22 protein-coding genes are annotated in these 20368 nt (G+C 60.0%); 10 read left to right on the forward strand and 12 right to left on the reverse strand.

The window, feature by feature from the left end:
- Positions 1-8: 8 nt before the first annotated feature.
- From E4P32_RS11890 to E4P32_RS11910, 5 genes are all read right to left on the reverse strand, one after another.
- Positions 9-236, reverse strand: a complete 228-nt coding sequence (locus E4P32_RS11890) for a (2Fe-2S)-binding protein (RefSeq protein ID WP_083830777.1) — start codon at positions 234-236, stop codon at positions 9-11.
- Positions 237-267: 31 nt separating this feature from the next.
- Entirely contained in the window at positions 268-588 is a 321-nt protein-coding gene (locus tag E4P32_RS11895; RefSeq protein ID WP_016832156.1) for a hypothetical protein, read from the reverse strand.
- A gap of 116 nt (positions 589-704) precedes the next feature.
- Complete coding sequence (locus E4P32_RS11900) at positions 705-893, reverse strand: hemin uptake protein HemP (protein WP_094565288.1); 189 nt, start codon at positions 891-893, stop codon at positions 705-707.
- A gap of 192 nt (positions 894-1085) precedes the next feature.
- Positions 1086-2180 (reverse strand): tRNA 2-thiouridine(34) synthase MnmA, encoded by a 1095-nt coding sequence (gene mnmA / locus E4P32_RS11905; protein ID WP_116434009.1) that lies wholly within the window; start codon positions 2178-2180, stop codon positions 1086-1088.
- Complete coding sequence (locus E4P32_RS11910; protein ID WP_116434008.1) at positions 2173-2682, reverse strand: NUDIX hydrolase; 510 nt, start codon at positions 2680-2682, stop codon at positions 2173-2175. The genes mnmA and E4P32_RS11910 overlap by 8 nt, the downstream gene beginning before the upstream one ends.
- 176 nt (positions 2683-2858) lie before the next feature.
- On the opposite strand from E4P32_RS11910, the gene E4P32_RS11915 reads away from it, so the two are divergent.
- The 4 genes from E4P32_RS11915 (at position 2859) to E4P32_RS11930 (ending at position 6229) form a co-directional block, all read left to right on the forward strand.
- Complete coding sequence (locus E4P32_RS11915) at positions 2859-3974, forward strand: Re/Si-specific NAD(P)(+) transhydrogenase subunit alpha (protein WP_116434007.1); 1116 nt, start codon at positions 2859-2861, stop codon at positions 3972-3974.
- Positions 3975-4046: 72 nt separating this feature from the next.
- Positions 4047-4409, forward strand: coding sequence for an aspartate 1-decarboxylase (gene panD, locus E4P32_RS11920; RefSeq protein ID WP_116434006.1), 363 nt, complete (start codon positions 4047-4049; stop codon positions 4407-4409).
- Between the two features lie 63 nt (positions 4410-4472).
- Positions 4473-4790, forward strand: coding sequence for an NAD(P) transhydrogenase subunit alpha (locus tag E4P32_RS11925; protein WP_116434005.1), 318 nt, complete (start codon positions 4473-4475; stop codon positions 4788-4790).
- 2 nt (positions 4791-4792) lie between these two features.
- Positions 4793-6229, forward strand: coding sequence for an NAD(P)(+) transhydrogenase (Re/Si-specific) subunit beta (locus E4P32_RS11930; protein ID WP_116434004.1), 1437 nt, complete (start codon positions 4793-4795; stop codon positions 6227-6229).
- 69 nt (positions 6230-6298) lie between these two features.
- Here E4P32_RS11930 and upp read toward each other — a convergent pair whose 3' ends face one another.
- The 5 genes from upp to E4P32_RS11955 all read right to left on the reverse strand — a co-directional run bounded on the left by upp (position 6299) and on the right by E4P32_RS11955 (position 11375).
- Positions 6299-6946 carry a uracil phosphoribosyltransferase gene (upp, locus tag E4P32_RS11935; RefSeq protein WP_116434003.1) on the reverse strand — a complete coding sequence of 216 codons (648 nt, stop codon included), beginning with the start codon at positions 6944-6946 and terminating at the stop codon, positions 6299-6301.
- 99 nt (positions 6947-7045) lie between these two features.
- A complete protein-coding gene (locus E4P32_RS11940) occupies positions 7046-8221 on the reverse strand; it encodes an FAD-dependent monooxygenase (protein ID WP_116434002.1) in 1176 nt (391 codons plus the stop codon).
- A 29-nt stretch (positions 8222-8250) separates the two neighbouring features.
- Positions 8251-9597 carry a Xaa-Pro aminopeptidase gene (pepP, locus tag E4P32_RS11945; protein WP_116434001.1) on the reverse strand — a complete coding sequence of 449 codons (1347 nt, stop codon included), beginning with the start codon at positions 9595-9597 and terminating at the stop codon, positions 8251-8253.
- A 28-nt stretch (positions 9598-9625) separates the two neighbouring features.
- Positions 9626-10336 (reverse strand): N-acetylmuramate alpha-1-phosphate uridylyltransferase MurU, encoded by a 711-nt coding sequence (gene murU, locus E4P32_RS11950; RefSeq protein ID WP_116434000.1) that lies wholly within the window; start codon positions 10334-10336, stop codon positions 9626-9628.
- Positions 10337-10349: 13 nt separating this feature from the next.
- Positions 10350-11375 (reverse strand): phosphotransferase, encoded by a 1026-nt coding sequence (locus tag E4P32_RS11955; RefSeq protein ID WP_116433999.1) that lies wholly within the window; start codon positions 11373-11375, stop codon positions 10350-10352.
- 98 nt (positions 11376-11473) lie between these two features.
- On the opposite strand from E4P32_RS11955, the gene E4P32_RS11960 reads away from it, so the two are divergent.
- The 4 genes from E4P32_RS11960 to rsmA are packed head-to-tail and all read left to right on the forward strand — an operon-like array spanning position 11474 to position 17084.
- Positions 11474-13768 carry an LPS-assembly protein LptD gene (locus tag E4P32_RS11960; protein ID WP_116433998.1) on the forward strand — a complete coding sequence of 765 codons (2295 nt, stop codon included), beginning with the start codon at positions 11474-11476 and terminating at the stop codon, positions 13766-13768.
- A gap of 12 nt (positions 13769-13780) precedes the next feature.
- On the forward strand, positions 13781-15235 hold the full coding sequence (locus tag E4P32_RS11965; RefSeq protein ID WP_199525620.1) for a peptidylprolyl isomerase: 1455 nt from the start codon (positions 13781-13783) through the stop codon (positions 15233-15235).
- 8 nt (positions 15236-15243) lie between these two features.
- On the forward strand, positions 15244-16302 hold the full coding sequence (gene pdxA, locus E4P32_RS11970; RefSeq protein WP_116433997.1) for a 4-hydroxythreonine-4-phosphate dehydrogenase PdxA: 1059 nt from the start codon (positions 15244-15246) through the stop codon (positions 16300-16302).
- Positions 16299-17084, forward strand: a complete 786-nt coding sequence (rsmA, locus tag E4P32_RS11975; protein WP_116433996.1) for a 16S rRNA (adenine(1518)-N(6)/adenine(1519)-N(6))-dimethyltransferase RsmA — start codon at positions 16299-16301, stop codon at positions 17082-17084. Before pdxA ends, rsmA begins: the two co-directional genes overlap by 4 nt.
- 26 nt (positions 17085-17110) lie before the next feature.
- Here rsmA and E4P32_RS11980 read toward each other — a convergent pair whose 3' ends face one another.
- Positions 17111-17464 (reverse strand): helix-turn-helix transcriptional regulator, encoded by a 354-nt coding sequence (locus E4P32_RS11980; RefSeq protein WP_116433995.1) that lies wholly within the window; start codon positions 17462-17464, stop codon positions 17111-17113.
- Positions 17465-17467: 3 nt separating this feature from the next.
- Positions 17468-17680 carry a hypothetical protein gene (locus E4P32_RS11985; protein WP_135008738.1) on the reverse strand — a complete coding sequence of 71 codons (213 nt, stop codon included), beginning with the start codon at positions 17678-17680 and terminating at the stop codon, positions 17468-17470.
- 352 nt (positions 17681-18032) lie between these two features.
- Between E4P32_RS11985 and E4P32_RS11990 the strand changes: the two genes are divergently transcribed.
- Both E4P32_RS11990 and gloA read left to right on the forward strand, forming a co-directional pair.
- Complete coding sequence (locus tag E4P32_RS11990) at positions 18033-19742, forward strand: methyl-accepting chemotaxis protein (protein WP_116433994.1); 1710 nt, start codon at positions 18033-18035, stop codon at positions 19740-19742.
- A gap of 165 nt (positions 19743-19907) precedes the next feature.
- On the forward strand, positions 19908-20294 hold the full coding sequence (gene gloA / locus E4P32_RS11995; RefSeq protein ID WP_016832138.1) for a lactoylglutathione lyase: 387 nt from the start codon (positions 19908-19910) through the stop codon (positions 20292-20294).
- The last annotated feature ends 74 nt before the right edge of the window (positions 20295-20368 follow it).

The raw sequence follows: 20368 nt of genomic DNA on the forward strand, positions 1-20368 counted from the left end.
AATGATCTTTAGGCAATCATGGTATTCGCACGGAATACCAGAGTCTGCACTGTGTTGCGTGTTTGATTGGAATTGCTCAGACATTCACGGAGGACATGTTTGGCGCAGGTGTGACATTTGCCGCAGGAAGTGCCAATACCGAGCTCCTTGCGAAGCTCGGACATGGTGGTCATGCCTGCGTTCACTGCCTGGTGAATCTTGCCTTCGGAAATGTTGTTACAAACACATACGATCATTGTACGCCTTGCCGCCCGGGTATGTAGGCTCTTAAATGGATCTCGCTCCTGAAACGATGCGAGCGAACAGATTAAATTTCTCGGGTTGCGGCATTGTCCGTTCCACTACGGTTCCCCACTGTTCCGACAATTGTTGGCAAGTTGCCCGCAATACCGGCGCCAGATTCGGCAAATCCGCCAGCGCTTTCAGGTGTCGTTCAATCACTGACGCCAATTTGACGCAGCTTTTGGTTTCCTGATTACTGGCAGTGTAATGAGACATCAAATGCAGCACTGCTGAGACCAGCAGCTCTGGCTGTGCCGGTGCGTTATTAGGTTCCACGAAAGCGGAATCCATTTTGTCGGTAACCATCAAACTCTCCTTAATCGGCTAGCTTGGCTGGCTAACGCGTAACGCATGGCATCACCGTTGGCTGGCTGGTTTTTACATCGCTTCACTACGAATCCTGAAGCGACTCCTTAATATGGTTACGCCGTCAGAATCAATTTGTTCAGCTGCGTCAGACGCAGTTTGTAAATGCGACCGCCGTGGTCGATTTCCAGCTCGCGCATTTGCCGGAACAGATCCTGGCTCTTGATGCGAGTGATGGGGGAGCCATTTGCTGCTGTGGCTGGCTTGTTGCGGCGCTCGGATCCGTGCTCGATCAGTTGGTTCATGATGATCTCCTATTAAATGCGAACAATTCTTATTTAGATTATTCGTCATTTGATCCAAGATTGCAAGCTCTTTTATGATTTGTTGCGAGTTTCTTGCAGCAGGGAAATCGGGACGTGAAAATTTGTTGCCGAAAAAGCAAAAACGCCCCGTTGCGCAAGGCAAGCGGGGCGTTTCCGAGGGGATAGAAGCGCTTAAACGGACTCGATAATGCCGCCGCCGAGGCAAACATCCCCCTGATATAGCACCGCCGACTGGCCCGGCGTCACCGCCCATTGCGGTTCGCTGAAGCGCAGGTCGAAGCGGCCGCCGGCATCGCTGAACGAGCAGGGCACGTCAGCCTGGCGATAGCGCGTCTTGGCGCTAAGCTCTGCCATGTCCGGCGCCTCTCCTGCGACCCAACTGATCTGGCTGGCGCCGAGTTGCGCTGATAGCAGCCACGGATGGTCGTGACCCTGCACGATGTAGAGCGTATTGGTTTCGACGTCCTTGCGCGCGACGTACCAGGCATCGCTGTTGCCGTCGGCATTCTGGTGCGCCTTGATACCGCCCAGGCCGATGCCCTTGCGCTGGCCCAGCGTGTAGAAGCTCAGACCGACGTGCTCGCCGACGATGTCGCCCTCGGGCGTTTTCATCGGGCCGGGTTTGTAGGACAGGTAGCGGTTCAGGAATTCCCGGAACGGCCGTTCGCCGATGAAGCAAATGCCGGTCGAGTCCTTCTTGGTCGCGTTCGGCAGTTTTAGCTGCTCGGCGATCTTGCGCACTTCGGTTTTGTGGATTTCTCCGAGCGGAAACAGCGTCTTCGACAACTGCGCCTGGTTCAGCCGGTGCAGGAAATAGCTCTGGTCCTTGCTGGCGTCGACCGCTTTCATCAGTTCGAACTTGCCGACCGGATTTTCGCGCACGCGCGCGTAATGGCCGGTGGCGATCAGGTCCGCGCCCAGATGCATGGCATGGTCGAGGAATGCCTTGAACTTGATCTCGGCGTTGCACAGCACGTCCGGGTTGGGCGTACGGCCGGCCTGGTATTCGCGCAGGAATTCGGCGAACACGCGGTCCTTGTATTCGGAGGCAAAGTTGACCGCTTCAATGTCGACGCCGACCACGTCGGCGACGCTGACCGCGTCGATCCAGTCCTGGCGCGTCGAGCAGTATTCGGAATCGTCGTCGTCTTCCCAGTTCTTCATGAACAGGCCAATGACTTCATAACCCTGTTCTTTCAGCAGCCAGGCCGAGACCGACGAGTCGACGCCGCCGGACATGCCGATCACCACTTTTTTCTTAGCCATGGGCAACTCCTGCGTCAATCCCGACCGCTGCGGTCACACTCGCGTCGGTATACAGCAGCGACAGCGGCGCGCGCTGGCCGCTAAGGTAATCGTCCACGCAGCGCAGCACCAGCGGGCTCCGGTGGCGTTCGCGGCTGGCGGCGATTTCGTCGCGCGTCATCCAGAGTGTGCGCACGATGCCGTCATCGAGCGGGCGGTCGTGCTGCACGCCCAGTCGGCCGGCAAAGGCAAAACGCAAGTAGGTCGTGTCGGCGCCGCCGCGCGAGGACGAGACATTGCGCGACATATACATGCCGACCAGCGCGGTCGGCTCGAAATCGTGGGCGGATTCTTCCAGCGCCTCGCGCACCACCGCCTGCGTCAGCATCTCGCCCTGGTCCAGGTGGCCGGCCGGCTGGTTCAGGCGCAAGCCGTCGCCGGCCTGTTCTTCTATCATCAAAAAACGGCCCTCACGCTCGATAATCGCGGCGACTGTGACGGAGGGCTTCCAGACTTCAGACATAATTTTCCTTACAAGAGCCGACATTTTACCGTGGCTGGGCAAAGGCTTCAGCGCGGCGGCCCGGAACGCATCGCATATGCGAGTCCCGGCTCCTGTAATGCTTTTGCGCAAAGTTGTTGATCTTCAAATTTTACGTGTAAGATTCCGGTAAGAATTTACAACTACAGGAGCTCTGAATGAGGCTAGGCATCCCCGTCGAAAGTCGGGACGGAGAAACACGCGTTGCGGCAACCCCGGAAACGGTCAAAAAACTGGTCGCCGCCAAACATGAGGTGCTGGTGGAGTCGGGGGCCGGCATCAAATCCAGCATTACGGACGAAGCCTATGTCGCTGCCGGTGCGGTCATCGCAGCCACGGCCGACGTTTATGGCGCCGAAGCATTGCTCAAGGTGCGTGCGCCGAGTGCAGACGAACGTGCGCGCCTGAAGTCGGGCACCGTCGTGGTCGGCATCCTGAATCCGTTCGATGCCGACAACCTCGCCGCCATGGCCGCCGCCGGATTGACCGCTTTCGCGCTGGAAGCCGCGCCGCGCACCACCCGTGCACAGTCGATGGACGTGCTGTCCTCACAGGCCAACATTGCCGGCTACAAGGCCGTGCTGATGGCTGCCAATACCTATCAGCGCTTCATGCCGATGCTGATGACCGCCGCCGGCACCGTCAAAGCCGCGCGCATGCTGATCATGGGCGCCGGCGTCGCGGGTCTGCAAGCGATCGCCACGGCCAAGCGCCTGGGTGCGGTGATCGAAGCCTCCGACGTGCGTCCGGCAGTCAAGGAACAGATTGAATCGCTGGGTGCCAAATTCCTCGACGTACCCTTCATCACCGAGGAAGAAAAGGAAATCGCCCAGGGCGTCGGCGGCTACGCCCGTCCGATGCCGGCCGACTGGATGCGCCGCCAGGCTGAACTGGTGCATGAGCGCGCCAAACAAGCCGACATCATCATCACCACTGCGCTGATTCCCGGCCGCAAGGCGCCGGTGCTGATCAGCGAAGAAACCGTCAAGGCCATGAAGCCGGGTTCGGTCATCCTCGACATGGCGGTCGACCAGGGCGGCAACTGTCCGTTGTCCGAGCCGGGCAAGACGGTGATCAAGCACGGCGTGCACATCATCGGCGAAGGTAACCTGGCCGCGCTGGTGGCGGCTGATGCTTCGGCCCTGTATTCGCGCAACGTGCTTGACTTCCTCAAGCTGATCGTCGACGCCGAAGGCAAGCTGGTCATCAACCGCGAAGACGACATCGTCGCGGCGACCTTGCTGTGCAGCGGCGGCGAAGTGCTGCGCAAATAACGAGGCCATTCCATGCATGCCGGTTCGCGCAAGCGCTCCGGAGCAGAACCAAGAATTAAAGAGTAAAGCCTTATGCAACGAATCATGCTGCGCGCGAAGATCCATCGTGCGACTGTGACCGAATGTGACCTGAATTACGAAGGTTCCTGCGGTATCGACGAAGACCTGCTGGACGCCGCCGATATCCGTGAATTCGAAAAGATCGAGCTGTACAACGTCAACAACGGCGAACGCTTCTCCACCTACGCTATCCGCGGCAAGCGTGGCAGCGGCGAGATTTCCCTGAACGGCGCGGCAGCCCGCCGCGCGCACCTGGGCGATCTGCTGATCATCTGCACCTATGCACCCATGACGGACGCAGAAATCGCCAGCTATGTACCGAAGATCGTCTTCGTCGACGACAAGAATCACATCACCAGCCTGAAAGCCATATAAAACCAAACAGGTCGCGGCATCGATACATCAATTCATGCTGCAGCCACAGAAAGGAATGACATCATGGAAGTCAGTCACACCATCATCAACCTGATCATCTTCGTGCTGGCGATCTACGTCGGCTACCACGTGGTCTGGACCGTTACACCGGCCTTGCACACGCCGCTGATGGCGGTTACCAACGCCATCTCGGCGATCATCATCATCGGCGCCATGCTGGCCGCCGGCCTGACCGAAGGACCGGTAGGCCGCATCGCCGGCACGCTGGCCGTGGCGCTGGCGGCGGTCAACGTTTTCGGCGGCTTCATGGTCACGCAGCGCATGCTGGAAATGTTCAAGAAAAAAGAACCTAAAATCAAGACAGACAAGGCGGGGGCATAAGCATGAGCATGAATCTGGTAACCCTGCTGTACCTGGTGGCCTCGGTGCTCTTCATCCAGGCGCTGAAAGGTCTGTCGCATCCATCCACTGCACGTCGCGGCAACGCCTTCGGCATCGCCGGCATGACCATTGCGGTGCTCACGACGATCGCGCTGATCATCAAGCTCAAGGGCGACATGCCGGGTTCGGGCATCGGCTTCTGGCTGGTGGCCGGCGGCGTGGTGGTCGGCGGCGGCATTGGCGCGTATCTGGCCAAGAGCGTCGAAATGACCAAGATGCCGGAACTGGTCGCAGCGATGCACTCGCTGATCGGCTTGGCGGCAGTCTGTATCGCCGTCGCAGCCGTGGCCGAACCCTGGGCCTTCAACATCGCCGCGCATGGCGAAGCGATCCCGCTGGGTAATCGCGTTGAATTATTCATCGGCACCTTCGTCGGCGCGATCACCTTCTCCGGTTCGGTGATTGCGTTCGGCAAGCTGTCGGGCAAGTACAAGTTCCGCCTGTTCCAAGGCGCGCCGGTCAGCTTCTCGGGCCAGCACATGCTGAACCTGTTGCTGGCAGTGGCAATGATCGGCTTCGGCGTGATCTTCGTGCTGACGCAGAACTGGGTGCCGTTCATCCTGATGGCGGCAATCGCCTTCGTGCTCGGCGTGCTGATCATCATCCCCATCGGCGGCGCCGACATGCCGGTGGTGGTGTCGATGCTCAACAGCTACTCCGGCTGGGCGGCGGCGGGCATCGGCTTCTCGCTGAACAACTCGATGCTGATCATTGCCGGTTCGCTGGTCGGATCAAGCGGCGCGATCCTCTCGTACATCATGTGCAAGGCGATGAACCGTTCGTTCTTCAACGTGATCCTAGGTGGTTTTGGCGGCGATCCGGCGGCTGCCGCGGCGGTTGGCGGTCAGGCGCAGCGCAACGTCAAGTCGGGTTCGGCTGACGATGCGGCCTTCCTGATGGGCAATGCGGAAACCGTGATCATTGTCCCAGGCTACGGCCTGGCGGTGGCGCGTGCACAGCATGCGTTGAAAGAACTGACCGAGAAGCTGACCCACAAGGGCGTGATCGTGAAGTACGCGATCCATCCGGTTGCCGGACGTATGCCGGGCCACATGAACGTGTTGCTGGCGGAAGCTGAAGTGCCGTACGATCAGGTCTTCGAGATGGAAGACATCAACAGCGAGTTCGGCCAGGCCGACGTGGTGCTGGTACTGGGCGCCAACGACGTGGTCAATCCGGCCGCCAAGGATCCGAAATCGTCAATCGCCGGTATGCCGATCCTGGAGGCCTACAAGGCCAAGACGGTCATCGTCAACAAGCGCTCGATGGCAGCCGGTTATGCCGGTCTGGACAATGAACTGTTCTACATGGACAAGACCATGATGGTCTTCGGCGATGCCAAGAAGGTCATCGAGGACATGGTCAAGGCAGTTGAGTAAGCCTTGATTGCCTGAAATAAAAAAGCCGCCGGATTCAAAACCCGGCGGCTTTTTTCATGGTGCGGAGATTTACTTGGTGCCGAAAATCCGGTCGCCCGCATCACCGAGGCCCGGCACGATGTAGGCATGGCTGTCGAGGTGCGAATCGAGCGAGGCGACATACAGCTTCACATCCGGATGCGCGTCATGGAACACCTGCACACCTTCGGGCGCCGCCACCAGTGCGACGAAAATGATGTTCTCGGCCGTCACGCCGCGTTTTTTCAGGACGTCAACGGCATACACCGCGGAGTTGCCGGTCGCCACCATCGGATCGCACAGGATCATGGTGCGGTCTTGCAGGTCGGGCAGGCGCACCAGGTATTCCACCGGTTGATGCTGGTCGTTGCGATACACGCCGATATGGCCGACGCGGGCAGAGGGAATCAGTTCCAGCAAGCCGTCGCTCATGCCGATGCCGGCGCGCAGCACGGGAACCACGGCCAGCTTCTTGCCGGCGATGACCGGCGCTTCGTAGGTGACCAGCGGCGTTTCAATCGACTCGGTAGTCAGCGGCAGGTCGCGCGTGATTTCGTAGCCCATCAGCAAGGTGATCTCGCGCAGCAGGTCGCGGAAGGTGCGTGTCGAGGTGCGCTTGTCGCGCATGTGCGAGAGCTTGTGCTGAATCAGCGGATGGTTGAGGATGAACAGATTGGGGAAGCGGGGATCTTGTTTCATGATCTTATTTCATGGTCTTGTCAGTCAGGACCGCAAGCGTGCGGCAATGCTGCATTGTCTCATGCCAGGCGCTGCGGGCAAGGGATTCAGGGCCGACTCTTAACGCCAGCCGAACATCATCTGCTCCGCCAGCACCCGTTTCGCCGGCGCTGCCACGTCGATCAGTCCCAATGACAAACCAAGCAAGGCTTGTGACGGTGCACCATCCGGCGCGCTGGCGAAAACCCGCGCCATCACATCGGTGAGCTTGATCGTGGCATTGCGGTCGCGACGCCGTTGCACCGCGAAGTGTTCAAGAGCGGCCGGCCCGGAGCTTGTGCGCGTCAGTGCGCTGGCCAATACTACTGCGTCGCGCAAGCCCAGATTGAGCCCCTGTCCCGCGACCGGGTGCAGGGTTTGTGCGGCGTTGCCGATGGCGACCGTGCGCGCCGAGGCGCCGGGGGCGGCATTCAGGCCCAGCGGATAACTATGGCGGGCGCTGCTGGAAGAAAAACGTCCGACGCGTCCGCCGAAGACTTCGCCGAGTTCATGCAAGAAAGCTTTGTCATCAAGCGCCAACAGATGCTTCGCCGTGTCCGGACGCACACACCAGACCAACGCATATCCGTCATCTTGCGGCAATAAAGCCAGCGGGCCTTGGGCGGTAAAACGTTCGAAAGCGCGGTGGGCAATCGCGGCCGTGGCAGTGACGTGGGTGACGATGGCGATCTGATCGTAATCGCGCTGCACCGCCTTGGCGGTTTGTTCAGAGAACACGCCGCCTTCGGCTTGCACCACGATGCCGGCGCTGAGCGCGCGGCCGTCGGCCAGTTGCACATGGGCTTGCAGACCTTGCTCGTCGATGGCGGACACCTGCGCCGGGCGCAGTACGGTCACGCCGGTCGGCGTCAGCGCTGCCGACAAGGCCGTCACCAGCGCGCCATAACGCACCACATAACCGAGCGCGGGCAGGTCATAGTCTTCGCGATTGATCAGCGTGCGACCGAAATGCTTGCGTCGCGACACGTGGATCTGGTTGATCGACGTCACCGACGATGCCATCAGGGGCCACGCGCCGACGTCGTGCAGGATTTGCTGGCTGCCGTGGGAGAGCGCAATCGTGCGAGGGTCCTGCGCCGCCTGTTCGGCCGACTTGGCGTCGATCAGGGCGATGCGGTGTGCCGGCATGCCGCGCTTGCAGAGCAGGGCGGCGACGCTGAGGCCGACCGGACCGGCGCCGCAGATGACGACGTCGTAATCCGGTTGCGCTGGCGCGGTGGTGTCGGAAGAACTCATGGCAGGCGTGGAAAGATATCCGTAACGATTCACGCCGAGCGCATCAGCGCTTCGATGTCGGCCACTTTGTTGGGCACCGCCGTGGTCAGGATTTCACAACCGTCCGGCGTGACATGAGCGTCGTCTTCGATGCGGATGCCGATGTTCCAGTATTTTTCCGGTACGCCTTCACCCGGCCGTACGTAGATACCTGGTTCCACAGTCAGCACCATGCCCGGCTGCAGCGTGCGCCACGGCTTATCGCCGTCGGCCGTGGCCGGGTCGCGGTATTCGCCGACGTCGTGCACGTCCATGCCCAGCCAGTGGCCGGTGCGGTGCATGTAGAACTGGCGGTAGTCGCCTTTGGCGATTACGTCGTCGAGCGAGCCGACCTTGTTCTTGTCGAGCAGGCCGGTGTCGAGCATGCCTTGCGCCAGCACGCGCACAGCGGCGTCGTGGCCGTCCATGAAGCGCTTGCCGGGGCGGGTGTCGGCGATGGCGGCGTCTTGCGCGGCGAGCACGATCTCGTACAACTCCTTTTGCGGACCGGAGAATTTGCCGTTGGCCGGGAAGGTGCGCGTGATGTCGGACGCATAGCTGTCGAGCTCGCAGCCGGCGTCGATCAGCACCAGGTCGCCGTCCTTGAGTTCGGCGTCGCCGGCGCGATAGTGCAGCACGCAGGCGTTGGCGCCGGTGGCGACGATGGAGCCGTAAGCGGGGTACTGCGAACCGTTGTTGCGGAATTCGTGCAGCAGCTCGGCTTCCAGATGGTATTCGCGCAGGCCGGGACGCGACAGGCGCATGGCGCGGCAATGGGCTTCGGCCGAAATGATGCCGGCGCGCTTCATGATCGCGATTTCGCCGGCGTCCTTGAACAGGCGCATTTCATCGAGCAGCACGTTGACGTCGACAATGGATGATGGTGCGGTGATGCCCGAGCGACCCAGGGCGCGCACGCTTTGCAGCCATTCCTGCAGTTGCGCATCGCGCTTGACGTCGTGACCCAGCGCATAAAAGACGGCCGGCGCATCGGCCAGCAACTGCGGCATTTCCTTGCCCAGCGTATCGACGGCGAAGGCTTCGTCGAAACCGAATTCCTGACGCGCGGCATCGGGGCCGTGGCGATAACCGTCCCAGATTTCACGTTCGAGATTCTTGTCGCGGCAGAACAGGATGCTGCGGCTTTCCTTGCCGGGACCGGCGATCAGCACGACCACCGCTTCCGGTTCCGTGAAGCCGGACAGATAGTAGAAATAGCTGTCGTGACGATAAGGGTAGTCGGCGTCGCGATTGCGCATGACTTCGTGCGCGGTCGGGATGATGGCGACGCCGCCGCCTTTTGCTTGCATCTGCGCGATCAACTTGGCGCGGCGGGCGGTAAAGGAAGCTGTGGTCATCTTGGTGCTTTCTTCCGGATGATCCGGATTATCTGCCGGCGAGGGGCGTATTCAATTCTTCCAGCTGTTCGACGGTGCCGACGTTGATCCATTCACCGCGATAGATTTCGCCGCCGACCTGGCCGCGTGCTGCGTATTCGCGCAGCAGCGGACCGAGCTTGGCATGCTCGCCCGGCGTAATGGCGTCGAACATCTGTGGCCGGTACACGCCGATATTGGCGAAGGTGAACAAGGGCGATCCTTCATTGGCGATCGAAAAACTGTTCAGCGCAAAATCGCCGGTGGGATGATGCGGTGGATTTTTCACCAGATATATCCAGGCGACGTCGCGCTTGTCCAATGGTATCGGATTTCCCCACAGGTCGTTGTCTTCGAGGACGGTCTTGACCTGTTCGAAATCGAAATGGGGGATATAGATGTCGCCCGAGATGGCGACAAAGGGTTCTTCGCCGAGCAGGTGGCGTGCCTTGGCGATGCCGCCTGCGGTTTCCAGCGCAGTGCCTTCGGAGGAGTAGTGAATCTGCGCGCCGAACTGTGTGCCGTCGCCCAAGGTCTCTTCAAACAGGTGACCGAGATGCGCGTGGTTGATCACGATGTCAGTGATGCCGGCGCGCACCAGGTTCAGGATCTGCCAGACGATCAGCGGGCGGCCGCGTACTTTCAGCAGAGGTTTGGGACAGGTGTCGGTCAGCGGGCGCATGCGCTCGCCGCGGCCGGCGGCAAAAATCATCGCTTTCATGGCGTATCCGGCCTCAGAAGGTATAGCCGACTTGCGGCGCTTTGTCTTCCAACTTTTCGATCAGTCTGACCAACGGGATCAGCGCGCTATAGCGGCGCGCAGCCCTGAGCGTGTATTCCATGACCAGCGGCATGTCCTTCAGGTAGGCGTCCTTGCCGTCGCGATGGTAAAGGCGTGCAAATATGCCGAGTACTTTCAGGTGGCGCTGCAGGCCCATGAATTCGAAATCGCGGTAGAAGGTGTCGATGTCCGGCGCCACCGACAGGCCGGCGCGCCTGGCGCGTTCCCAGTAGCGGATGACCCAGTCCAGCACCATTTCTTCGTCCCACTGGATGTAGGCGTCGCGCAGCAGCGAAACCAGGTCGTAGGTGATCGGGCCGTAGACCGCATCCTGGAAATCGATGATGCCCGGATTGCCGGCCGGCAGTACCATGAGGTTGCGCGAGTGGTAGTCGCGGTGCACGAACACCTGCGTTTGCGCCAGGTTATTGGCGAGCAGCGTGTCGAACACCTTGGCCAGCGTGTTCTTCTGGTCGTCGGTCAGCGTCACGTTCAGATGCTTGGCGATGTACCAGTCTGGAAACAGCTGCAGCTCCCGTGAAAGCAGGGCACGATCATATTCCGGCAGCACATCCGGCTTGCTCTGAGTCTGCAGCAGCACCAGCGCGTCGATGGCGTCGATGTAGAGCTTGTGGGCGGTATCGTTGTTGAGCTGGTTCAGGTAGGTGGTGGTGCCCAGATCCGACAGCAGCAGGAAGCCGCGTTCGACATCTTGCGCCAGCACGGTCGGCACCGACACGCCGGTTTTGCCGAAGACCTCGGCGACGTGGATGAACGGGCGCACGTTTTCTTGTGGCGGCGGCGCATCCATGACGATCAGCGTTTTACCGTCCGGCGTATCCACGCGGAAATAGCGGCGGAAGCTGGCATCGGCCGAGGCGGGACGCAGCGTATCGACCTTGGTGGGGACGGCGAGGGTGGGCAGCCATTCTTGCAGCTGGGACAGGCGCGGATCGGCAGGGGAATTATTTAAAGACATGAACAATCAGAGGAATTCGTTTGATGATGTTGAGTTCCCATATAATAAGGGATTAAATCCAAAAAATCGCCTGCCATGGTGTTTGAACGCTTCTTTACATGATCCGCTTTTTCAAGTTTCCATTTGGTCGTAGTGCCGACTTGCGGATGTCGCGTTTCTTTACGTCCCTTGCCTCTCTTGCAGTCGCGGCGTCGGCCACGACCGTTTTACCGATCTCTGCGCAGGCGCAGACCACCCAGAATACGCCGGCCAAGCCCAATTCCAAAACCGACGACAAGGATGCTCCCGTCAACGTCAGCGCCGAGCAGATGACCGGCCGTCCTGACCGCCAGATCAACCTTGACCGCGACGTCGAAGTCGTGCGCGGCGAAACTACCATCAAGGCCGACAAGGCCGAGTATCGCATCATCAAGGATGAGGTCGAAGCGACCGGACACGTCTGGATGAAGCGTCTGCAGGATCGCTATACCGGCGACAAGGCGTTGATGAACATGGATTCGGGCAAGGGCTATGTCACCAATCCGACTTACCTGTTCGGCAAGAACGGCGGTCGCGGCAAGGCTGAAAAGATCGACTTCCTGTCCGACGACCAGGCCAAGGTCACCGAAGGCACTTACAGCACCTGTGAAGCGCTCGATCCGGACTGGTACATCCAGGCGTCGACCATGGATCTCGACAGCGGCCGCGATGTCGGCACCATGCATAGCGGCATCGTGTATTTCAAGGGCGTGCCTATCCTCGGCGCGCCGCTGATGTCCTTCCCGTTGTCCGGGGAGCGCAAGTCGGGCGTGCTGCCACCGACTTTCGGCGTCACCAGCACCGGCGGCGCGGAATTGACCGTGCCTTACTATTTCAACATCGCTCCCAATCGTGATCTGACGCTGTATCCGCGTTATATCGCGCGACGTGGTTTGCAAATGGGCGTTGAGGGGCGCTATCTCGGCGAGGACTATTCCGGGACAACCAGGGTTGAAGGAATTCAGGATCGCGTGACAGGCACGGGGCGTTACTCCCTTTCGTCCCTGCATTCCCAAACGCTGGCGCCGAATCTGGTGTTCGGCTGGAATGTCAACAAGGCGTCGGACAACGACTACCCGAGCGATTTTTCGCATTCGGTGACGGCCAGCACGCAGCGCTTGCTGACCCGCGACGTCAGCCTGAGCTATTCCGGGACGTATTGGAATGCGGTGGGTCGCATGACCAAGTACCAGTTGCTGCAGGATATCAATAATCCTATCCAGAAGCCGTATGATCGTGTCCCGCAATTGACGTTGACCGCCATACGTCAGGATGTCGGTGGTTTCGATCTCAATTTCGCCTCCGAATTTGCGCGGTTCTCGAACACGTTCACCACCGGAGCCTTCGCCGGCTCCGAAATGGTCAGCGGTGACCGCATGTACGCCAACCAGTCGGTCTCCTACCCGATCATCCGACCCGGCTATTTCATTACGCCCAAGGCATCTCTGGATGCCACCACGTATCGCCTGAACAATGTCAGTGTCGGTGCGCCGACCAATCTGACGCGTGTTGTGCCGACGTATTCGCTTGACGCGGGCATGACCTTTGAGCGCGATACCAACTTGTTCGGTCGCGACATGACGCAAACGCTGGAGCCGCGTCTGTTCTACGTGCGCACCCCTTATCGCGACCAGAGCCAGTATCCGAATTTCGACTCGGGCCTGGCCGATTTCAACTACGCGCAGATTTTCAGCGAGAACCGTTTTGTCGGCCATGATCGCATCAGCGATGCGAACCAGATCACCGGTGCGCTGGTGTCCCGTTTCATCGAAGAAGACGGCCTGGAGCGCTTGCGTGTGGCAGTTGGTCAGCGCTTCTATTTTGCTGATCCGAAGGTTGTGCTGGATGGTACTTCCGCCACCGTCAACGGTAGCAAATCCGATCTGCTGCTGTCCCTCGGCGGTCAGATCACCAGGCAGCTCTCTCTCGACAACACCGTCCAATACAGCGAAACGCTGCGTCAGATGGTGCGTTCCAACTTTGGCGCGCGCTGGCAACCGGCCCCCAAGAAAGTGCTGAACCTGACCTATCGTCTCGATCGCACCAACGCCACCGGCATCCTCAAGCAGATGGATATCTCCGGTCAGTGGCCGGTGTCGCAACGCTGGTATGCTGTCAGCCGCATCAACTATTCGATTCCCGACAAGACCGTGGCAGAAGGTCTGCTGGGCATGGAATACAAAGCCGATTGCTGGGTGTTCCGCCTGGTGGCGCAGCGCATTCCGACCTCGTCGAGCAAAGCGTCCACTTCGTTCTTCATCCAGCTTGAGCTGAACGGTTTCTCCAAGATTGGCTCGAACCCGCTGGATGCGCTCAGTGCCAGCATTCCCGGCTATCAGATCATCAACAAGCCAGACGATCTCACACGTTATTAAACCGATAATTATATGAACGCTTCCATTTCCTTGCGCCGTCATCTTTCCGCTGGCATCTCCACTCGCATCACATCCGGTATCGTCTTGCTGTGCATGTCGCTCGGCATGGTCGGCAACGCCCAGGCGCAATTTGCCACGACTGCCACGCCGGCTGTTCCCGGACTGCAGGTGCCGCCGAGCGCCTTGCCGGCAGCATCTGCGCCGGCAGCCGCTGCATCGCGCGCGCCGCGTCCGGTTGATTCGATTCTTGTCGTCGTCAACAACGACGTCATCACGCGCCAGGAACTCAATGAGCGCCTAGTGTCGGTGCAGAAGCGTCTGACTTCGCAGGGCGTCGCGCTGCCGCCGCGCAATCAGTTGCAGAGCCAGTTGCTCGAACGCATGATCGTCGAGCGCGCACAGACACAAATGGCAAAAGAAAACGGTATCGTCGTCGATGACGTCATGCTGGATCGCGCGATCTTGCGCATTGCCGAGCAGAACAAGATGTCGATGGCTGATTTCCGCACCCAGCTCGAACGTGAAGGCATGGCTTACCCGGCCTTCCGCGAAGACATTCGTCGCGAAATCATCATGCAGCGCCTGCGTGAACGCGAAGTCGACAACAAGGTATTGGTGTCGGAATCGGAAGTGGACAATTACCTGGCGGCAGAGAACAACACCGCCGTCAAGCACGAAGACCTGAACCTGGCGCAAATTCTCGTGCGCGTGCCGGAAAATGCGTCGCCGGAGCAAGTGGCGGCACGTCGCCAGCGTGCGGAGGAAGTGCTGCGTCAACTGAAGACCGGCGCCGATTTTGCCAAGACTGCAGCGACTTATTCCGACAGCAGCGATGCCCTCAACGGCGGGGATCTCGGCTGGCGCGCGCAAGACCGTCTGCCGCAACTGTTCCTTGACGCGGTAGCCACTCTGAAGCCGGGCGAAGTCTCCGCCATCATCAAGAGCGGCAACGGCTTTCATATCGTCAAACTGATTGATCGTCGTGGCGCCAGCACCACCGCCAAGGCCGGTGCTCCTGCGGTCGAACAAACGCATGCGCGCCACATTCTGATCAAGGTCAATCAAGTGGTGTCCGCCGCCGAAGCACGTCGCAAATTGCTGGAACTGAAAGAGCGTCTCGACCATAAGGCGGCGACCTTCGAAGAATTGGCCAAGCTGTATTCGAATGACTTGTCGGCGTCGAAGGGCGGTGATCTGGGATGGATCTATCCGGGCGACACCGTGCCGGAATTCGAGCGCGCGATGAACGAACTGAAGCCGGGTGAAGTGAGCCAGCCGATCGAATCGCCATTCGGTTTCCATCTGATCCAGGTGGTCGAGCGCAAGACCGATAACGGTTCGCAGGAACGTGCACGCCTGGCTGCACGCCAGGCGATTCGCGAACGCAAGATCGACGAGGCGACCGAAGACTGGTTGCGTCAGTTGCGCGACCGCGCCTACGTCGAATTCCGCGCCGACGACAACTGATCACCCTGATGTCCGCAGCTTCGTCCGCAGTTCCTGAAGATCAACGCCGGCGTCCCACGCTGGCAATCACGTGCGGAGAGCCGGCGGGCATCGGCCCCGAAATTTCCATCCGGGCCGCCTGGCAGCTGCGTGCAGAAGTGCGCAGCGTCCTGCTCGGCGACGCCGCCTTCCTGGCACAGACGGCGCAGGCGCTGGACCCCGCCATCGCCTTGTCGGCCTTGTCGTTGCAGGCCTTTCGCAACAGCGGACTGCCCAACTTCCCGCAGGATCGCTTGATCGTCATTGACTGCCCCACCAGCGAACCGGTCGTTCCGGGCTTGCTCGATGCGCGCAATGGCCGCGCCGTGCTGCAGACGCTCGACGTTGCGGTTCAGTGGGCGCTGCAGGGGCAATTCGACGCCATCGTTACCGCGCCGCTGCAAAAAAGCACAATCAATGATGCCGGCGTGCCCTTCACCGGGCACACCGAATATCTCGCAGAGCGCACCGCCACCGCGCACGTCGTGATGATGCTGGCCGGCGGCGATGCGCCACATTTGCGTGTTGCGCTGGCGACCACGCATCTGGCGCTCAAGGACGTGTCGGCGGCGATCACCTTCGACGGCCTCAGCCGCACGCTCGACATCATCCATGCAGACCTGCGCGACAAATTCGGCATCGCACGGCCCCGTATCCTGGTCACCGGCCTCAATCCGCACGCCGGCGAAAATGGTTATCTCGGTCGCGAAGAAATCGACGTCATCAGCCCGGCGCTGGCTGCGGCCAAGGCGCGCGGTATCGACGTCGCCGGTCCGTATCCGGCCGACACGCTGTTTCAGCACAAATATCTTGAGCATGCCGATTGCGTGCTCGCCATGTACCACGACCAGGGCCTGCCGGTGTTGAAATTCGCCAGCTTCGGCCAGGGCGTCAACATCACGCTGGGCCTGCCCATCATCCGCACCTCCGTTGACCACGGCACCGCGCTCGACCTCGCCGCCCAAGGCTTGGGTCGCGCTGACCACGGCAGCATGGTCGAAGCCATCAGGACAGCGGCGCTCATGGCCCGCGCCAAGAATTCCCTATGAAACATATCGCCCGTAAACGTTTTGGCCAGAATTTTCTGACCGATCAGACCGTCCTGTACGACATCATCAGCGCCATCGCACCGCAGAAGGACGACGTCATGGTCGAGATCGGTCCCGGTCTGGCTGCGATGACCCGCCTGTTGCTCGAATCACTCGACGAGATGCATGTGGTCGAACTTGATCGCGACCTGGTGGCGCGCCTGCAGAAGCAGTTCGATCCGAAGCGTCTGCATGTGCATTCGGCCGATGCGCTCAAATTCGATTTCACGTCGATTCCGGTACCTGCCGGGCGCAAGTTGCGCGTGGTCGGCAACCTGCCGTACAACATCTCCAGTCCGCTCATGTTCCATCTGGCCGAGCTGGCGCCGCTGGTGCAGGACCAGCATTTCATGCTGCAGAAGGAAGTCGTCGAGCGCATGGTCGCCGATCCCGGCAGCAAGGCTTTCGGGCGTCTCTCGGTGATGCTGCAGTGGCGTTATCAGATGCAGCTGATGTTCGTGGTGCCGCCGACCGCCTTTGATCCGCCGCCGCGCGTGGAGTCGGCGATTGTGCGCATGATCCCGATTGCGCAGCCGCTTGAATGCGATCAGTCCCTGCTCGAAGAAGTCGTCACCAAGGCGTTCTCCCAACGCCGCAAGGTAATCCGCAATTGTGTCGCCGGTTTGCTCGTTGAAGCCGACCTGATCGCCGCCGGCATCGATCCGCAGGCGCGCCCCGAAGCCGTACCGATGGAGCAGTTCGTCGCGCTGGCCAACGTGTTGCGGCAACATCGCGCCGGCTGAATCTGCGACCGCTGTGCGGTCGTAAATTATTTACGCATCGATTTCAGCAGCAATTCCATGAAGTCCACCGCCAGTTGCTGATCCTGCGGCCCCAGCAGGATGAAGCGGCCCAGCGCGTTTTCCAGACGCGCCGCAGCCGCCTTGCCGGCGTCGCTGGCGTTTTTTCCTGACTGGCTGTTCTGTTCGGCGATGAGATAGAGTGACGACACCGGGACGTCAAGCGCCTTGGCGACGTTTTCCAGCATGTCGGGAGTGAGGCGCTGCTTGTCGCGTTCGACGCGCGACAGATTGGCGGCATCGGTGCCGGCGACCAATGCAATTTCTTCCAGGCTCGCTTTTCTTTCCTTGCGAATCTTGCGTAGGACTTGGCCAATATTCATTTATCAATTCTCCTGCCAACATTGCGTGAGGCGCAAAGTCGTGCGGACAAATTTTTTGCTAAAATATTGCGTATTGCGCAAATAATCGACGCCAAACCAAGGCCTGCAAGCAAAAATAAATCTTGCTTTGCGGCATTGACGATTCAACCCTGTCGGAACCGCACCACGAAAGGCGGCAATCGGCAGGCAGGCGAAGAGATCAGCAGGTTCTCTCACGCAGCGGCTCGCTTATGACAGCTGCGCGGACGAGCGTCCTTTCTTTCATCATAGTTCGCCGACCGCGAGATGAAACCTGTATTTGCGCATGCTGTCATCTGACAGGGAAACGTCGCACATGGTCATCAGGAATTTCCCGATGGCAGCGCGATGCGTTGCGGATTAGTCTTGCGGAAATTTTCCGCACTTCAATATTGCGTCATTGCATCAGCGACGCCTTCGACAAATGCTTGTTGAAGCGTGATCTCCCGACGCGTAGTATCGACTCATCCGGATCGGAGTACCCGGGACGCGTCGCGTCAGCCGTCAGCCAATACGTTCAATTGCACTTTTACATGACAAGGGGAAATGTATGCGCATAGCGAATTTCAAGATCGGGGCACGTCTGGGTTTAGGATTCGGCTTCCTGGTGCTGCTGCTGGTCGCCATGGCGGTGCTCGGGGTTACACGCCTGTCCGGGCTCAATGAACAGATGGACGAAGTCATCAACGACAAGTATCCGAAGACGGTGCTGGCCAATGACATCATCAAGAACGTCAATGTGATCGCGCGATCCTCGCGCAACGTGCTGCTGATGACCGATGCCGACGAGGTCGGCAAGGAAATGCAGACCATCCGGACCGCCAGCGACAACACCAAAACCACGCTTGAAAAGCTCGACAGCCTGATCACCGGCGACAAGGGCCGCGCGCTCATGAAGTCGATCATGGATGCGCGCACGCAATACAATGTCGGTCGCGACGAAGTGCTGCGCCTGGTCGTGTCCGGCGCGAAGAACGAAGCTACCGTACTGCTGCTGCAGACGGTGCGGCCGCTGCAACTGACCTACATGTCGGCAGTGGAAACCCTGATTGCGCATCAGAATGAGTTGATGCATGTCGCCAGCAAGGAAGTCGAAGAAGAATATCGTGAAGCGCGCAATCTGGTGATTGCGCTGAGCGCCATCGCGCTGGTGTTCGCCGGCCTGATTGCCTGGCTCGTTACGCGCAGCATCACATCGCCCTTGAGCCGCGCCGTCAAGGTCGCGGAGACCGTCGCAGCAGGTGACCTGACCTCGCAGTTCGATGCCTCCGGCAAGGATGAGACCGGTCAGTTGTTGCGCGCCTTGCGCTCCATGAACGACAACCTGCTCGACATCGTCAGCCGGGTTCGCCACGGCACCGACACCATCGCCACCGCATCGACCCAGATCGCCGCCGGTAACCTGGACCTGTCCAGCCGCACCGAGCAGCAGGCCAGTTCGCTCGAAGAAACCGCCTCGTCAATGGAGGAGCTGACTTCCACCGTCAAGCAGAACGCCGAAAACGCACGCGAAGCAAACAAGCTGGCCGTGTCGGCGTCGGCCGTCGCCGTCGAAGGCGGCAACGTGGTCGGCAAAGTGGTGCATACGATGGAGTCGATCAACGCCTCATCCCGCAAGATCGTCGACATCATCAGTGTGATTGACGGCATTGCCTTCCAGACCAACATCCTGGCGCTGAACGCCGCCGTCGAAGCAGCGCGCGCCGGAGAGCAGGGCCGCGGCTTCGCAGTGGTGGCCAGCGAAGTACGCACATTGGCGCAGCGCAGCGCCGCCGCAGCGAAAGAAATCAAATCGCTGATCGACGACTCCGTGGAAAAAGTGGACTCCGGCAGCAAGCTCGTCGAGCAGGCCGGCCAGACCATGAACGAAGTGGTCAGCAGCGTGCGCCGCGTGACCGACATCGTCGGTGAAATTACCGAGGCCAGCCGCGAGCAAAGCGAAGGCATCGAGCAGGTCAATCAGGCGGTCACGCAGATGGACCAGGTCACGCAGCAAAACGCCGCCCTGGTCGAAGAAGCCGCCGCTGCGGCGCAATCGCTGCAGGATCAGGCCACCAGCCTGTCGCAGATCGTCGGCGTGTTCAAGATCGACAGCAATCGCCTGCCGAATAATGCCGGCGTCTCGCCATCGGCCCAGCAGCGGTCACGTGACGTGACACCCAAGACGCCATCGCTGGCGCGCAAGCAGGAAGCGCCGCGTCTGCCGGCTGCTGCACGCACGCCTGTCACCACCAAGGAGGACGACTGGGAGCAGTTCTGATCGTTGTCTGATGTTATCGCCATCACTGCGCGCCTGCCGTCACCTGACCGCAGGCGCGCGGCATTTTCCCGATCTGGAACGCGACGTTAATAATGCACCCCGGCAAGCCGGCACGAACAGCGCTACAATCCTGCACTCCGATAAGTTCTTAGGCAAAGGCTCACTATGCGTATCCTGCACACCATGCTCCGGGTTGGCGACCTGCAACGCTCCATCGATTTCTACACCAAGGTGCTCGGCATGAAATTGCTGCGCACCAGCGAAAACACCGAATACAAATACACCCTGGCTTTCCTCGGCTACGGCAGCAATCCGGATCACGCCGAGCTCGAGCTGACCTACAACCACGGCGTCGACAAGTATGAGATGGGCACTGCCTACGGCCATATCGCGATCTCGGTCGACGACGCCTACAAGGCCTGTGACGCCGCGCGTTCTTCAGGCGGCAATGTCACGCGCGAAGCCGGCCCGGTCAAGGGCGGCAGCACGGTGATTGCATTCGTGACGGATCCCGACGGCTACAAGATCGAGTTCATCGAACGCAAAGACTAAGTCGACGCGGGGCACCGAACGATTCGGCCTGCTGCATGGAGACATGCAGCAGGCCGATTTTTTTTGCCGAACGG

Origin of the sequence: Herbaspirillum sp. 3R11 (genome assembly GCF_004563925.1) — a bacterium.
In the GTDB taxonomy this organism is placed as follows: Bacteria; Pseudomonadota; Gammaproteobacteria; order Burkholderiales; family Burkholderiaceae_D; genus Herbaspirillum.

Bases quoted from the DNA above. Each gene is read 5' to 3' on its own strand.
- E4P32_RS11890 (WP_083830777.1), bottom strand. From the start codon at position 236: ATGATCGTATGTGTTTGTAACAACATTTCCGAAGGCAAGATTCACCAG.
- E4P32_RS11895 (WP_016832156.1), bottom strand. From the start codon at position 588: ATGGTTACCGACAAAATGGATTCCGCTTTCGTGGAACCTAATAACGCA.
- E4P32_RS11900 (WP_094565288.1), bottom strand. From the start codon at position 893: ATGAACCAACTGATCGAGCACGGATCCGAGCGCCGCAACAAGCCAGCC.
- mnmA (WP_116434009.1), bottom strand. From the start codon at position 2,180: ATGGCTAAGAAAAAAGTGGTGATCGGCATGTCCGGCGGCGTCGACTCG.
- E4P32_RS11910 (WP_116434008.1), bottom strand. From the start codon at position 2,682: ATGTCTGAAGTCTGGAAGCCCTCCGTCACAGTCGCCGCGATTATCGAG.
- E4P32_RS11915 (WP_116434007.1), top strand. From the start codon at position 2,859: ATGAGGCTAGGCATCCCCGTCGAAAGTCGGGACGGAGAAACACGCGTT.
- panD (WP_116434006.1), top strand. From the start codon at position 4,047: ATGCAACGAATCATGCTGCGCGCGAAGATCCATCGTGCGACTGTGACC.
- E4P32_RS11925 (WP_116434005.1), top strand. From the start codon at position 4,473: ATGGAAGTCAGTCACACCATCATCAACCTGATCATCTTCGTGCTGGCG.
- E4P32_RS11930 (WP_116434004.1), top strand. From the start codon at position 4,793: ATGAGCATGAATCTGGTAACCCTGCTGTACCTGGTGGCCTCGGTGCTC.
- upp (WP_116434003.1), bottom strand. From the start codon at position 6,946: ATGAAACAAGATCCCCGCTTCCCCAATCTGTTCATCCTCAACCATCCG.
- E4P32_RS11940 (WP_116434002.1), bottom strand. From the start codon at position 8,221: ATGAGTTCTTCCGACACCACCGCGCCAGCGCAACCGGATTACGACGTC.
- pepP (WP_116434001.1), bottom strand. From the start codon at position 9,597: ATGACCACAGCTTCCTTTACCGCCCGCCGCGCCAAGTTGATCGCGCAG.
- murU (WP_116434000.1), bottom strand. From the start codon at position 10,336: ATGAAAGCGATGATTTTTGCCGCCGGCCGCGGCGAGCGCATGCGCCCG.
- E4P32_RS11955 (WP_116433999.1), bottom strand. From the start codon at position 11,375: ATGTCTTTAAATAATTCCCCTGCCGATCCGCGCCTGTCCCAGCTGCAA.
- E4P32_RS11960 (WP_116433998.1), top strand. From the start codon at position 11,474: ATGATCCGCTTTTTCAAGTTTCCATTTGGTCGTAGTGCCGACTTGCGG.
- E4P32_RS11965 (WP_199525620.1), top strand. From the start codon at position 13,781: ATGAACGCTTCCATTTCCTTGCGCCGTCATCTTTCCGCTGGCATCTCC.
- pdxA (WP_116433997.1), top strand. From the start codon at position 15,244: ATGTCCGCAGCTTCGTCCGCAGTTCCTGAAGATCAACGCCGGCGTCCC.
- rsmA (WP_116433996.1), top strand. From the start codon at position 16,299: ATGAAACATATCGCCCGTAAACGTTTTGGCCAGAATTTTCTGACCGAT.
- E4P32_RS11980 (WP_116433995.1), bottom strand. From the start codon at position 17,464: ATGAATATTGGCCAAGTCCTACGCAAGATTCGCAAGGAAAGAAAAGCG.
- E4P32_RS11990 (WP_116433994.1), top strand. From the start codon at position 18,033: ATGCGCATAGCGAATTTCAAGATCGGGGCACGTCTGGGTTTAGGATTC.
- gloA (WP_016832138.1), top strand. From the start codon at position 19,908: ATGCGTATCCTGCACACCATGCTCCGGGTTGGCGACCTGCAACGCTCC.